11 protein-coding genes are annotated in these 13,678 nt (G+C 69.9%); 1 reads left to right on the top strand and 10 read right to left on the bottom strand.

Going from position 1 to position 13,678, the window contains the following annotated elements:
- Positions 1–32: 32 nt before the first annotated feature.
- From topA to bldG, 7 genes are all read right to left on the bottom strand, one after another.
- The gene (gene topA, locus PV396_RS30285) at positions 33–2,930 is read right to left on the bottom strand and encodes a type I DNA topoisomerase (RefSeq protein WP_319210086.1); all 2,898 of its coding nucleotides are present in this window, start codon (positions 2,928–2,930) and stop codon (positions 33–35) included.
- A 266-nt stretch (positions 2,931–3,196) separates the two neighbouring features.
- Positions 3,197–3,394 carry a hypothetical protein gene (locus PV396_RS30280; protein WP_319210085.1) on the bottom strand — a complete coding sequence of 66 codons (198 nt, stop codon included), beginning with the start codon at positions 3,392–3,394 and terminating at the stop codon, positions 3,197–3,199.
- Positions 3,395–3,948: 554 nt separating this feature from the next.
- The gene (locus tag PV396_RS30275; RefSeq protein ID WP_416071504.1) at positions 3,949–5,535 is read right to left on the bottom strand and encodes a methyltransferase; all 1,587 of its coding nucleotides are present in this window, start codon (positions 5,533–5,535) and stop codon (positions 3,949–3,951) included.
- A 53-nt stretch (positions 5,536–5,588) separates the two neighbouring features.
- A complete protein-coding gene (locus PV396_RS30270; protein ID WP_319210083.1) occupies positions 5,589–6,185 on the bottom strand; it encodes a small secreted protein in 597 nt (198 codons plus the stop codon).
- Between the two features lie 195 nt (positions 6,186–6,380).
- The gene (locus PV396_RS30265) at positions 6,381–8,786 is read right to left on the bottom strand and encodes a sodium-translocating pyrophosphatase (protein WP_319210081.1); all 2,406 of its coding nucleotides are present in this window, start codon (positions 8,784–8,786) and stop codon (positions 6,381–6,383) included.
- 307 nt (positions 8,787–9,093) lie between these two features.
- On the bottom strand, positions 9,094–9,522 hold the full coding sequence (locus PV396_RS30260) for an ATP-binding protein (RefSeq protein WP_319210079.1): 429 nt from the start codon (positions 9,520–9,522) through the stop codon (positions 9,094–9,096).
- Between the two features lie 126 nt (positions 9,523–9,648).
- Positions 9,649–9,990 (bottom strand): anti-sigma factor antagonist BldG, encoded by a 342-nt coding sequence (gene bldG, locus PV396_RS30255; protein ID WP_005475923.1) that lies wholly within the window; start codon positions 9,988–9,990, stop codon positions 9,649–9,651.
- Positions 9,991–10,070: 80 nt separating this feature from the next.
- Here bldG and PV396_RS30250 point away from each other — a divergent pair, with 80 nt between their 5' ends.
- The gene (locus tag PV396_RS30250; RefSeq protein WP_319210077.1) at positions 10,071–12,548 is read left to right on the top strand and encodes a DEAD/DEAH box helicase; all 2,478 of its coding nucleotides are present in this window, start codon (positions 10,071–10,073) and stop codon (positions 12,546–12,548) included.
- A 13-nt stretch (positions 12,549–12,561) separates the two neighbouring features.
- Here PV396_RS30250 and PV396_RS30245 read toward each other — a convergent pair whose 3' ends face one another.
- Genes PV396_RS30245 through PV396_RS30235 form a run of 3 tightly spaced genes read right to left on the bottom strand, consistent with a single transcriptional unit; the run spans position 12,562 to position 13,626 of the window.
- The gene (locus tag PV396_RS30245; RefSeq protein ID WP_319210329.1) at positions 12,562–13,023 is read right to left on the bottom strand and encodes an Rv3654c family TadE-like protein; all 462 of its coding nucleotides are present in this window, start codon (positions 13,021–13,023) and stop codon (positions 12,562–12,564) included.
- 5 nt (positions 13,024–13,028) lie between these two features.
- Positions 13,029–13,421 (bottom strand): TadE family type IV pilus minor pilin, encoded by a 393-nt coding sequence (locus PV396_RS30240; RefSeq protein WP_319210075.1) that lies wholly within the window; start codon positions 13,419–13,421, stop codon positions 13,029–13,031.
- Positions 13,408–13,626, bottom strand: coding sequence for a DUF4244 domain-containing protein (locus PV396_RS30235; protein WP_319210073.1), 219 nt, complete (start codon positions 13,624–13,626; stop codon positions 13,408–13,410). Before PV396_RS30235 ends, PV396_RS30240 begins: the two co-directional genes overlap by 14 nt.
- Positions 13,627–13,678 lie beyond the last annotated feature (52 nt).

Raw genomic sequence — 13,678 nt, 5'->3', positions numbered from 1 at the left:
TGAAGATCACTTGCCCCCACGCACTTGCCGGCTCAGTCCTCGGCCGTGGCCCTCGCGGCGGTCGCCTTCTTGGCCGGAGCCTTCTTCGCGGCCGTCTTCTTGGCCGTGGTCGTCTTCGCGGCTGTCGTCTTGGCTGCCGTCGTCTTCTTGGCAGCGGCGGTCTTCGTCGTGGCGGCCTTCTTGGCGGGGGCCTTCTTCGCCGGCGCCTTCTTCGCGGTCTTCTTGGCCGGCGCCTTGGCGCGCTTCTCGGCGAGCAGCTCGTAGCCGCGCTCCGGGGTGATCTCCTCGACGCTGTCGCCGGAGCGCAGGGTCGCGTTGCTCTCGCCGTCGGTGACGTACGGCCCGAAGCGGCCGTCCTTGACGACCACCGGCTTTCCGCTGACCGGGTCGGTGCCCAGCTCCTTCAGCGGCGGCTTGGCGGCGGCCCGGCCGCGCTGCTTGGGCTGGGAGTAGATCTCCAGCGCCTCTTCGAGGGTGATCGTGAAGAGTTGGTCCTCGGTCTGCAGGGACCGCGAGTCCGTGCCCTTCTTCAGATACGGGCCGTAGCGCCCGTTCTGCGCGGTGATCTCCACGCCCTCCGCGTCCTTGCCGACGACCCTGGGCAGGGACATCAGCTGGAGCGCGTCCGCCAGGGTCACCGTGTCCAGGGACATCGACTTGAACAGGGAGGCCGTACGCGGCTTGACGGCGTTCTTGCCGGTCTTCGGGGTGCCCTCGGGGAGCACCTCGGTGACGTACGGGCCGTAGCGGCCGTCCCTGGCGATGATCTGATGGCCGGACTCGGGGTCGGCACCCAGCTCGAAGTCGCCGCTCGGCTTGGCGAGCAGTTCCTCTGCCAGCTCGACGGACAGCTCGTCGGGAGCGAGGTCCTCCTGCACGTCCGCGCGCTGGTGGTTCTCGGAGTCCTTCTCGCCGCGCTCGATGTACGGGCCGTAGCGCCCCACGCGCAGCACGATGCCGTTGCCCACCGGGAACGACGACACCTCGCGCGCGTCGATCGCGCCCAGGTCGGTCACCAGTTCCTTGAGACCGCCGAGGTGGTCCCCGTCCCCGTTGCCCGCGTCGGCCGCGCCGCCGATGGCGGGAGCGCCGCCCTCGCCCTCGCCGAAGTAGAAGCGCTTCAGCCACGGCACGGACTGGGCCTCGCCGCGGGCGATGCGGTCGAGGTCGTCCTCCATGCGGGCGGTGAAGTCGTAGTCGACGAGCCGCCCGAAGTGCTTCTCCAGGAGGTTGACGACGGCGAAGGACAGGAAGGACGGCACGAGGGCCGTGCCCTTCTTGAAGACATAGCCGCGGTCGAGAATGGTCCCGATGATCGACGCGTACGTCGACGGGCGGCCGATCTCGCGCTCCTCGAGCTCCTTGACCAGAGACGCCTCGGTGTAGCGGGCCGGGGGCTTGGTGGCGTGCCCGTCGACCGTGATCTCCTCGGCGGACAGGGCGTCGCCCTCGTTCACCTGGGGCAGGCGCTTCTCGCGGTCGTCCAGCTCGGCGTTCGGGTCGTCAGCGCCCTCGACGTACGCCTTCAGGAAGCCGTGGAAGGTGATCGTCTTGCCGGAGGCGCTGAACTCGGCGTCCCGGCCGTCGGCGGACGCGCCCGCGATCTTCACGGTGACCGAGTTGCCGACCGCGTCCTTCATCTGGGAGGCCACCGTGCGCTTCCAGATCAGCTCGTAGAGCCTGAACTGGTCGCCGGTCAGGCCCGTCTCCGCCGGGGTGCGGAAACGATCACCCGACGGGCGGATCGCCTCGTGCGCCTCCTGCGCGTTCTTGACCTTCCCGGCGTACGTGCGCGGGGACGAGGGCAGGTAGTCGGCGCCGTACAGCTGGGTGACCTGGGCACGGGCGGCGGTGATCGCCGTGTCCGACAGGGTCGTGGAGTCCGTACGCATATAGGTGATGAAGCCGTTCTCGTACAGCTTCTGCGCCACCTGCATGGTCGCCTTCGCGCCGAAGCCGAGCTTGCGGCTGGCCTCCTGCTGGAGCGTCGTCGTACGGAACGGGGCGTACGGCGAGCGGCGGTACGGCTTCGACTCGACCGAGCGGACGGCGAAGCGGGTGTCCGCCAGGGCGGCGGCCAGGGCGCGGGCGTTCGCCTCGTCCAGGTGGAGGGTGTTCGCGCTCTTCAGTTGTCCCAGGGAGTCGAAGTCACGGCCCTGCGCGACTCGCCTGCCGTCGACGGCCGTGAGACGGGCGACCAGCGACGACGGGTCCGACGGGTCACCCGCGCGGCCGGATGGGGGTCCCCCCGCTCGAGCGAAGCCGAGAGTGGGGGAGAAGGTTCCCGTCAGGTCCCAGTACTCAGCAGAACGGAAAGCGATGCGCTCGCGTTCCCGCTCGACCACAAGTCGGGTCGCGACCGACTGGACACGGCCGGCCGACAGGCGCGGCATGACCTTCTTCCACAGGACCGGCGAGACCTCGTAGCCGTAGAGGCGGTCGAGGATGCGGCGGGTCTCCTGGGCGTCGACCAGCTTCTGGTTCAGCTCGCGCGGGTTGGCGACGGCGGCCTGGATCGCGGCCTTGGTGATCTCGTGGAAGACCATCCGCTTGACCGGGACCTTGGGCTTCAGGACCTCCTGCAGGTGCCACGCGATGGCCTCGCCCTCGCGGTCCTCATCGGTGGCGAGGAAGAGTTCGTCGGAGTCCTTCAGCAGGTCCTTGAGCTTCTTGACCTGGGCTTTCTTGTCCGCGTTGACCACATAGATCGGCTGGAAGTCGTGTTCGACGTCCACCCCGAGGCGGCGCACCTCGCCGGTGTACTGCTCGGGGACCTCGGCGGCGCCGTTGGGGAGGTCGCGGATGTGCCCGACGCTCGCCTCGACGACGTATCCGGGGCCGAGATAGCCCTTGATCGTCTTCGCCTTGGCAGGCGACTCGACGATGACGAGTCGGCGGCCGCCCTGTGCGGTCTCGCTGGTCGGGGACAACTTCGCTCTTCTCTCCGGTCGACACTCGGGGTCTCCCCCGGCCTTGCTCCCGGGGTCGGGTCATGCTGACGCTGCGGAGTGTGACGGTACATCCCGCCCCCGTGTCAAACGGGAAAAGCCCGCAACGGCCACTCGAACGGTAACCCGACTACCGCCATTCCTGCCGCCCGGAGTAGCGACCTGCCTCTCCGGACCCGATCGGAGGGTGAGCTACCGGTTACCGGCGCGGCCCGCCGTGCGCGCCGTTCATCTGTCTCTCGCGCACCTCACACGCGGGTGAGACACCATCCGCCGACCCCGAGGGCGAGCAGCGCGGCGACACTCGCGAGGACCGCCGATGCGACGGGGTTCACACCGTGGGCGACGGGCTCCCGGTGCCGGACCCGGGTCACGGTCCACGCCAGCAGCCCACTTCCGAACAGGGCGAACACCACTCCCGCGAAGATCGCCGGTCCGCTCTCCATGCCCCCGCACGCCCTTTCGTCCCGCCCGGGACTCCCCGGACCCGGGAGGCTCCCACGCCCGGGAAGCGTCCACACGAACCCGAGGTGAACGGCGGGCGGACGGCGTCCACGGCGCCCCTCGATCACCCGCAGGGCAGCCCCGGAGGACGCGCGCGAAGGGGCCGGCCGACCACGGTCCGTCGCGGACGACTCCCACTGATCTCACAAACTGCGGCGCGCACCCCGCCCCGAACCGGCCGCCGCAACTCGGCGTGAATATGCCGCCCGAACCTCGCCACCCCCACACTCGGTACGCCGGAACAGACGCCGCGAGCGGCCGACCCGCACCGCCGCGCGACCCGCACGCTTCCCGACGCCTCGCGCGCCGCCCGCACGCCTCCCACTGCCGTACGGCGGCGGGGTACGCGACCTGCCGTACCAGCACCGGCCGCGGAGTCCCCTGCCGCAGTGGTCGTCCCGGCGTAGAGAACAGCCGCAAGGAGGCCGAACCGGCAGTACAGCGCCTCACGGCACCGCGACGGCACCGCGCCCCGACTCCGTGCCCCGGGGCGCGCTCACGCTTCCGACGGCTCCAGGAACCCCTGCTCCACCAGCAACCGGATCTGCGCGGGCGTCCGGTCCCGCAGCGACACCGGGTCCTCGCCGACCAGTTGTGCGATGGCGTCCAGAATCCGCCCCGCGCTCAGCGTGCCGTCGCACACGCCTGCGAAGCCCGCGCCGACCGTGTCCACCTTGGTGGCCCGGCGCATCCCGCGGTGCTGGCGCAGCACCACGTGCTCCGGGTCCTCGGCGCCGGGCAGCCCGACCTGCTCCTGCACGACCTCGTCCGCCAGTCTGAAGTGCCCGGCGAGCAGGGCGGCGTCGTCATGCGTGCGCAGGTAGTCCAGGCGTTCGAAGTGTGCCCGGATGGTGTCCCCGAGCGGCTGTTCGACGGGATGCTGCCATTCCTCCACGGTGATCGACGGTTCGGCCGCCCCGGTCCTGCGCAGGGTGATCCAGCCGAACCCGACGGACTTCACCTTGCGCGCCTCGAACTCGTCCAGCCACGCGTCGTAGCGCGCCCGGTACTCCGCCGGGTCCGAGCGGTGGTCACCGGCGTCGCGCAGCCACAGTTCGGCGTACTGCGTGACGTCCTGCACCTCGCGCTGCACGATCCAGGCATCGCACCCGCGCGGCACCCACGACCTCAGTCTGTCCTGCCAGTCCTCCCCCTCCACGTGCTGCCAGTTGGCGAGGAACTGTGCGAACCCGCCCTCGCGCAGCCGCTCCCCCGCCTCCTGAACGAGCGTGCGGCACAGATCGTCCCCGCCCATCCCGCCGTCCCGGTACGTGAGGCGCGCACCCGGCGAGATCACGAACGGCGGGTTGGAGACGATCAGGTCGTACGTCTCGTCCGCCCGGACCGGCTCGAACAGGGAACCCTCGCGCAGGTCGGCCGCGGGGACGCCGGACAGGGCGAGTGTCAGCGCGGCGATGTGCAGGGCGCGGGGGTTGAGGTCGGTCGCCGTCACGCGCGTGGCGTGCTGGGCGGCGTGCAGCGCCTGGATCCCGGAGCCGGTGCCGAGGTCGAGCGCGGAGGCGACCGGCGTACGGACGGTGATGCCGGCGAGGGTCGTGGAGGCACCGCCCACCCCGAGGACGACGCCCTCGTCGTGGCTGCCGATGCCACCGGCCCCGCCGACGGCGCACCCGAGGTCGGACACGATGAACCAGTCCTCGCCGTCAGGACCGCCGTAGGGCCGTACGTCGACGGTGGCGGACATCTCGCCCCCGTCCCCGGACACCAGCCAGCCGCTCGCCACGCAGTCGTCGACGGGCAGGACGCCCGCCACGCGCGCGTGGGGCACGGGCTGCTGCAGGAGGAACAGTCGTACGAGCAGTTCGAGCGGTGTGTCGCCACGGGTCGCCCGGAGCGCGGGCACGGTCTCGCTGCGCGCCAGCGCGGCGTACGCGGGCGCGCCGAGCAGGTCGAGCAGCCCGTCGGCGGTGAAGTCGGCGGCCAGAAGGGCGTCCCGGAGGCGCGCGGCGACGTCGGGGCGGTCGGCGGAGGGCAGGGTGTGCTGGCTGGCGTTACTCACGCCCCCATTGTGTCCGCCCCGCCGCTTCGCCGCGCCCGCCTGTGGACAGACGGGCGCGGACATCCCGTAGGCCTGTGGAAAACCTTCGTCGAGGCGGCGGGGTGTCCGGCCGGAGGTCAGCTGGCCGTCGAGGAGGCCGAGGGGGAGGCGGGTGTCGACTTGCAGCTCTCCTGCTTGGCCATCGCCTTGCCGACGTCTCCCTCCTCAAGGGCCTTCAGGGCGTCGTTGCCGCTCTGGCTGAGCTTGTCCAGCTGGGTGGCGACGCCCTTGAGGCCGTCGGCGAACTTCGCCTGGTTCTTGGTGTCGAGGCCGTCCACCTGGTTCTTCAGGCTGGCGTAGGAGGCCGCGATGTCGTTGAGTTCCTTGACGGCGTTGGTCTTCTTCGTCTCGCCGTCGTCGACGTTCGGCGCGCCTGCGGTGTTCACGGCCGCGCCGATCGCCTTGTAGGCGTCGGCCATGTCCTGGAAGGCCTGCGCGTCGGTCTTCTGGACGTCCGCCGGGGTGCTGTTGTCGGAGGTCTCCTTCTGGATCGCGGCGTTGGCGGCCTCGATCTTCTTCGCCTGCGGTTTCACCGCGTCGCACACCTGCTTGGCCCAGGCATCCAGCTTCTCGTTGCCGTCGTCGCCGCTGCATCCCGACAGCGCCAGTACCAGTACCGCACCGCCGGACAGTGCGACCGCGAGCTTCTTGTTCACCGGATTGGTCCCTTCCATGGCTCTCGGCCCCGGAACATACACGCCAACTGGGCGACACCGACGTGACGGGTATCCGGTTCATATGCTAATGCGGCCATTTGCACCAAGAGAGACAAGGCTCACGAAAATGGTGGGCGACTCACGGCGAGCGGGCGGACGACGCGTCACAACGCGCCGCCCGCCCGCTCATTGGCCGGTTCGCTCCGGTCCCGGCTAAGAAACCACCGCGGGATCAGCCGACTTGGCCACCCGTTCCGCCTCCTCCGTGTCGTCGCCCCCGGCGACTCCGCGCCGTTTGGACACGTACACCGCGCCCACGATCACCGCGATCGCCAGGACGGCGATGACGATGCGCAGGCCGAGGTTCTTGTCGTCGCCGTAGCTGAACTTGACGATCGCGGGCGCGATGAGCAGCGCGACCAGGTTCATCACCTTCAGCAGCGGGTTGATGGCCGGACCCGCCGTGTCCTTGAACGGGTCGCCCACGGTGTCGCCGATGACGGTCGCCTCGTGGGCCTCGCTGCCCTTGCCTCCGTGATGGCCGTCCTCCACCAGTTTCTTCGCGTTGTCCCACGCTCCACCGGAGTTGGCGAGGAACACCGCCATCAGCGTGCCGGCCCCGATCGCGCCCGCGAGGAACGCGCCGAGCGCGCCGACACCGAGCGTGAACCCGATGGCGATCGGCGCCAGGACGGCCAGCAGCCCGGGCGTGGCGAGTTCCCGGAGCGCGTCCTTGGTACAGATGTCGACGACGCGCCCGTATTCCGGTTTCTCGGTGTAGTTCATGATCCCGGGATGATCGCGGAACTGCCGCCGCACCTCGTAGACGACCGAACCCGCCGACCGCGAAACGGCGTTGATCGCCAGCCCGGAGAACAGGAAGACGACCGCCGCGCCGGCGATCAGACCGACCAGGTTGTTGGGCTGCGAAATGTCCATCACGAGGTTCATCGGCCCGCCCTCGCCGACCTTCTCGCCCACGTCGCGTGCGGCGGTCGTGATCGCGTCGCGGTACGACCCGAAGAGCGCCGAGGCGGCCAGGACTGCGGTGGCGATGGCGATGCCCTTGGTGATGGCCTTGGTGGTGTTGCCGACGGCGTCCAGGTCGGTGAGGACCTGCGCGCCCGCGCCCTCGACGTCGCCCGACATCTCGGCGATGCCCTGCGCGTTGTCGGAGACCGGCCCGAAGGTGTCCATCGCGACGATCACCCCGACCGTGGTGAGCAGGCCGGTGCCGGCCAGTGCCACCGCGAACAGCGCCAGCATGATGGACGTACCGCCGAGGAGGAACGCCCCGTACACGCCGAGGCCGATCAACAGGGCGGTGTAGACGGCCGATTCGAGCCCGATGGAGATACCGGCGAGCACGACGGTGGCCGCGCCGGTCAGTGAGCTCTTGCCGATGTCCCGTACGGGCCGGCGGGTGGTCTCGGTGAAGTAGCCGGTCAGTTGCTGGATCAGGGCCGCCAGGACGATGCCGATGGCCACGGCGAGGAGCGCGAGGATCCGCGGATCGCCGCCCTTGGCCGCGATCGCCGCGTCGGTGACCCCGTCCAGATCGGCGTAGGACGACGGCAGGTAGACGAAGACGGCGATCGCGACGAGGACGAGCGAGATCACCGCGGAGATGAAGAAGCCGCGGTTGATCGCGCTCATGCCGCTTCGGTCGGAACGCTTCGGCGCCACCGCGAAGATGCCGATCATCGCCGTGAGTACGCCGATCGCGGGCACCAGGAGCGGGAAGGCGAGTCCGGCGTCGCCGAAGGCGGCCTTGCCGAGGATCAGCGCCGCGACCAGCGTCACGGCGTACGACTCGAACAGGTCGGCCGCCATGCCCGCGCAGTCGCCCACGTTGTCGCCCACGTTGTCGGCGATGGTCGCGGCGTTGCGCGGATCGTCCTCCGGGATGCCCTGTTCGACCTTGCCGACCAGGTCGGCGCCGACGTCCGCGGCCTTGGTGAAGATGCCGCCGCCGACGCGCATGAACATGGCGATGAGGGCGGCGCCGAGGCCGAAGCCCTCGAGCACCTTCGGCGCGTCGGCCGCGTACACCAGGACCACGCAGGACGCGCCCAGCAGGCCGAGGCCCACCGTGAACATGCCGACGACGCCGCCCGTACGGAAAGCGATCTTCATCGCCTTGTGCGAGACGTCGGTGAGATCCTTTTCCGGCTCGCCTTCCGCCGGTGTCGCTTCCCGCGCCGCAGCAGCGACGCGCACATTGCTGCGCACGGCGAGCCACATGCCGATATAACCGGTGGCCGCCGAGAACGCCGCGCCGATCAAGAAGAACAGCGAGCGTCCGGCGCGCTGATTCCAGTCGTCCGCGGGCAGCAGCATGAGCAGGAAGAAAACGATCACGGCGAATACGCCGAGCGTGCGCAACTGCCGTGCCAGATAGGCGTTCGCGCCTTCCTGGATGGCCTTCGCGATCTCCTTCATGCTGTCGGTGCCCTCGCCTGCCGCGAGCACCTGGCGCACCAGCACCCCGGCGACCACGAGTGCCGCCAGGGCGACGACGCCGATGACCATCACGATCAGTCGGTTGTCGTCGGTCAGTACCGCGGCTGCGAAGGTTGTGGGTTGGTCGAACCGATGAGGGGTAGAAAGCCCCGCCATTCGTCCTCCTTGACGCTTGGGCTGAGCTCAAGATGTGGACGGGATTGTAGGTACCGCAAGCTGATCAAAACAGTACGCGGAAACGGAATAGATCGCCCCTCGCTATTCGGCAAATGATCGAAAGAAGATCGACGGGTGATCCATTGACCCATATGGCGTAATGGCGCAGACGCATTCGCGCTTGATCAAATTATCGGGCGCTCGATCGTGAATACCTTCACTAATTCCGGAGGCCGCCGATAAAAACGACAAGGGCCCTGCTCAGCAGGGCCCTTGAGGTGGTACGGGGGTGGTGTCGAGGAGCAGCTCAGGGGAGGAGCGTGGCCGGCGGCACGGTTGGCCAGCTCATGCGGATCGATCCGCCGTTCTCCCCAGCGGTGACCTCGACGTCGTCGACGAGGCCGCTGATGACCGCGAGGCCCATCTCGTCCTCCTCGGCATCCACGTCCACATCGCCGTCACCCGGAGCGTCGCCGGGAACAGAGCGGGGCGCCTCGTCGCCGACCTCGATGGAGAACAGCTTCTCCTCCTCGGTCAGCGTCACCCACACGGGCTCCGAGATTCCACCGCTCTGGTGCAGTCCGACGGCACGGGAGCAGGCCTCGCCGACGGCGAGTCGCACCTCGTCGAGTACGGCCTCGTCCACTCCGGCCCTGCGCGCCACCGCTGCCGCCACCAGACGGGCGGTCCTGACGTGCTCGGGCAGCGCGCTGAAGCGGAGTTCAACGGTGGCCATGCATCCCCCTCGGAATACGGGCGTGCGGTCAGGGGGCCGGGTCGCCGAGACCCGGGCCCCCCGCGTTAACTTCTTCCGTCACGAACGCGCATACGGGTGACCGCACACGCGTCCGACAAACGGCCGTCAGTCGGTGGCCGCCACCGCTTCGTCGACCGAGGTGTGGATCGGGAACACCTTGGTGAGACCGGTGATGCGGAAGATCTTCAGAATGCGCTCCTGGTTGCAGACCAGGCGCAGCGAGCCCTCATGGGCACGCACACGCTTCAGGCCGCCGACCAGCACGCCGAGCCCGGTGGAGTCGAGGAAGTCGACACCCTCCATGTCGACGACGAGGTGGAAACTCCCGTCGTTGACCAGCTCGACCAGCTGCTCACGCAGCTTGGGCGCGGTATAAACGTCGATTTCTCCACCGACCTCGACGACCGTACGATCGCCGACGGTACGGGTCGACAGGGACAGGTCCACGGATCCTCCAGCACCTTGCTATCGAGCGGTCATCCCAAGGGACACCTCGGCAGAGTCCCCAGGACGGTTCGCCAGCCGCGATGGCATTCAATCACTTACCGCAGGGCGTGCACGACGCCTTGGGCCCATTGTCCGTCACGCCAGTGACACACTCGATGCCGATGGCCAAGAATCACCGATCCGAACGACCCTCGGCTTTCGCCGCCGGGCGACCCGATCCGGGCACGATCCTGGACCGGCTCGCCTCGGGGCCGAGCCGGGCTTCGCGCATCACTCATACGGAGCACTTGCCCCCACGTGCGGGCCGCCATGCAGTCTGGCCCGACCGGATTCGCCCGGAGGTCATCGCGGCGGTCCAGGCCTGCGGGGTCGACCACCCCTGGGCCCACCAGGCACTGGCCGCCGAGCACGCTCTGGACGGCGACAACGTGATCGTCGCCACAGGCACCGCCTCGGGCAAGTCGCTCGCGTACCTCGTGCCGGTCCTCTCCCGCCTTCTGGACGGCTCCGAGGCACCCAACGGCCGTGGAGCGACCGCCCTCTACCTCGCCCCGACCAAGGCCCTCGCCGCAGACCAGCGACGAGCCGTGAAGGAACTTTCACAACCTTTGGGAAACGCGGTACGCCCAGCCGTGTACGACGGCGACACGCCCGTCGAGGAACGCGAGTGGGTCCGCCAGTACGCCAACTACGTCCTCACCAACCCCGACATGCTGCACCGGGGGATACTCCCGTCCCACCCCCGCTGGTCCTCCTTCCTGAAGTCGCTGAAGTTCGTCGTCATCGACGAATGCCACACCTACCGCGGCGTCTTCGGCTCCCACGTCGCCCAGGTCCTGCGCCGGCTGCGCCGCCTGTGCGCCCGCTACGGCGCCTCCCCCGTCTTCCTGCTCGCCTCCGCCACGGCCGCCGAGCCGTCCGTCGCTGCGGGCCGTCTGACGGGCCTCCCGGTGGTCGAGGTCGCCGACGACGCCTCACCACGCGGTGAACTGGTGTTCGCCCTCTGGGAGCCCCCGCTCACCGACCTGCACGGCGAGAAGGGCGCGCCCGTCCGCCGTACGGCCACCGCGGAGACCGCCGACCTGTTGACCGACCTCACCGTCCAGGGCGTGCGCTCGGTGGCCTTCGTACGCTCCCGGCGCGGCGCCGAGCTGATCTCGGTGATCGCCCAGGAACGACTGTCCGAGGTCGACCGCTCTCTGGCCCGACGTGTGGCCGCCTATCGCGGCGGCTACCTCCCCGAGGAACGCAGAGCCCTCGAACAGGCCCTGCACTCCGGCGACCTCCTCGGCCTCGCCGCCACCACCGCCCTCGAACTCGGCATCGACGTCTCCGGGTTGGACGCCGTCGTCATCGCCGGCTACCCGGGCACCCGCGCCTCCCTCTGGCAGCAGGCGGGCCGCGCCGGACGGGCCGGACAGGGCGCGCTGGCGATCCTCGTCGCCCGCGACGACCCGCTGGACACGTTCCTCGTCCACCACCCGGAGGCCCTGTTCGACCAGCCGGTCGAGTCGACGGTCCTCGACCCGGACAACCCGTACGTGCTCGCCCCCCACTTGTGCGCCGCGGCGGCCGAATCCCCCCTGGTCGAGGATGATTTGGCGCTCTTCGGCCCCGAGACCGCCGCTCTGCTCCCGCAGTTGGAGGCCGCGAAGCTGCTCCGCCGCCGGACCACGGCCTGGCACTGGACCCGCCGTGAACGGGCCGCCGACCTGGCCGACATCCGGGGCGGGGGCGGCAATCCCGTCCAGATCGTCGAGGAGGGCACCGGACGGCTGCTCGGCACGGTCGACGCGGGCGCCTCGCACACTGCCGTGCACGAGGGCGCGGTCCACCTCCACCAGGGCCGCACGTATCTCGTCCGCTCCCTCGACCTGGCCGACTCGGTCGCCCTGGTCGAGGAGGCGAACCCGCCGTATTCGACGGTCGCCCGCGACACCACGTCCATCGCCGTCCTGGAGACCGACGTCGAGATCCCATGGGGCGACGGCCGCCTCTGCTACGGCTCCGTCGAGGTCACCAACCAGGTCGTCTCCTTCCTGCGCCGTCGCGTCATCACCGGTGAAGTCCTGGGCGAGACAAAGCTCGATCTCCCTCCTCGTACGCTGCGTACCCGTGCCGTGTGGTGGACGGTCACCGAGGACCAGCTCGACGCCGCCCGCATCAACCCGGAGATCCTCGGCGGCGCCCTGCACGCCGCCGAGCACGCGTCGATCGGCATGCTGCCCCTCTTCGCGACCTGCGACCGCTGGGACATCGGCGGTGTCTCCGTCCCGCTCCATCCGGACACCCTCCTTCCCACGGTCTTCGTGTACGACGGTCACCCGGGTGGCGCGGGCTTCGCCGAGCGCGCCTTCCACACGGCCCGCTCCTGGCTGACGGCCACCCGCCAGGCCATCGCCTCCTGCGAGTGCGACGCCGGCTGCCCGTCCTGCATCCAGTCCCCCAAGTGCGGCAACGGCAACGATCCGCTGCACAAGCGGGGGGCGGTGCGGTTGTTGACGGTTCTCCTGCAGGGGGCGCCCGAGGAGAAGGAGGCTCCGGACGGCCTGGGTTGAGGCCGAGGCTGCCTTACGGGGGCGGCCCAGCCGGCTTCGAAGGCTCAAGGGGTCCGAGGGGCCCAGGAGTTCCTGGCAGGCCTGGTACGCCCGGTGGGCCTGGCGGGCCCGCCCTCGATCTGACCTCCGCCGCGAACAGACCCCGTCCCGCCGACACCGTCAGGTCCGACACCTCACCCACCAGTGCGCACCGAGCGAGCCGGGTGCCCTGGGCCGCAGCAACCCGGTCCGCCCGTGCGCAGGCCGCCCCGGCGCCCTCCGTCCAGTGGTCCGCCGCCGCGAGCGCCGCCAGATCCGCACCGGCGGCTGCCCGGTGCCGGGCCACAGCGGCCTGCCCCATGGCCAGCACCACCCCGAACACCACACACAGGACGGCGATGGCCCCCACACTCCAGACGGTCGCCGAGCCACGGTCGGAGCGGACAGGGCGAGAGGAGGCAACTCTGGCGAGAGCGGCGAGCCACCCCCTTCCCAGGCGTTTCACGTCCCCACCCCCACCGTCTCCTCCGCCAACGCCACCGCTTCGTGGGTCACATCGACGCTCAGGCCACCGAGCCCCGGCGGCTGCGCCACCACCGCCACACGCACGAGATCGCCCTCTCTGGTGACGGTGACCTCCGCCCCACGCGGGGCCGCTTCACGGGCCACCTCGGCGACCGCGTCGGGCGGGTCCTGCCGGGCTGCGGCCCGGGCACCGGCCCGGGCCGCGTCCACACACTGGATCTGAGCCGCGGCGACGAGCAGCGCCCAGACCAGCGTCATCGAGAACAGCACCAGGGCGGGCAGCACCACCGCGGCCTCGGCGGTCACGAACCCCCGGTCCCGAAACCGCCCCACATCCCGCTCCGGGCCCCGGCGTTCACATTTTGGCATCGAGGGCCTTCTTCACGATGGCCTGCAGTTCCGAACCGACCTGCCCGCTCGTCACCACCTTGTAGAGCACCGCGGCGAAGGCCACCGCAGCGATGATCCCGACGGCGTATTCCGAGGTCACCATTCCGGCATCCCGCCGCGCCACCAGCGCCACCCGCGTCCTGCGCACCAGGGCACACATTCGTTCCCGCACCACTGCGAACATCTCAACTCCCGTTGTTTCTCGTTCTCTTGCTGACTGACTACTGACAACCCGC

The sequence above is a fragment of the Streptomyces sp. ME02-8801-2C genome, assembly GCF_033793965.1.
In the GTDB taxonomy this organism is placed as follows: domain Bacteria; phylum Actinomycetota; class Actinomycetes; order Streptomycetales; family Streptomycetaceae; genus Streptomyces.
This window is presented reverse-complemented; position numbering and strand designations above follow the sequence as displayed.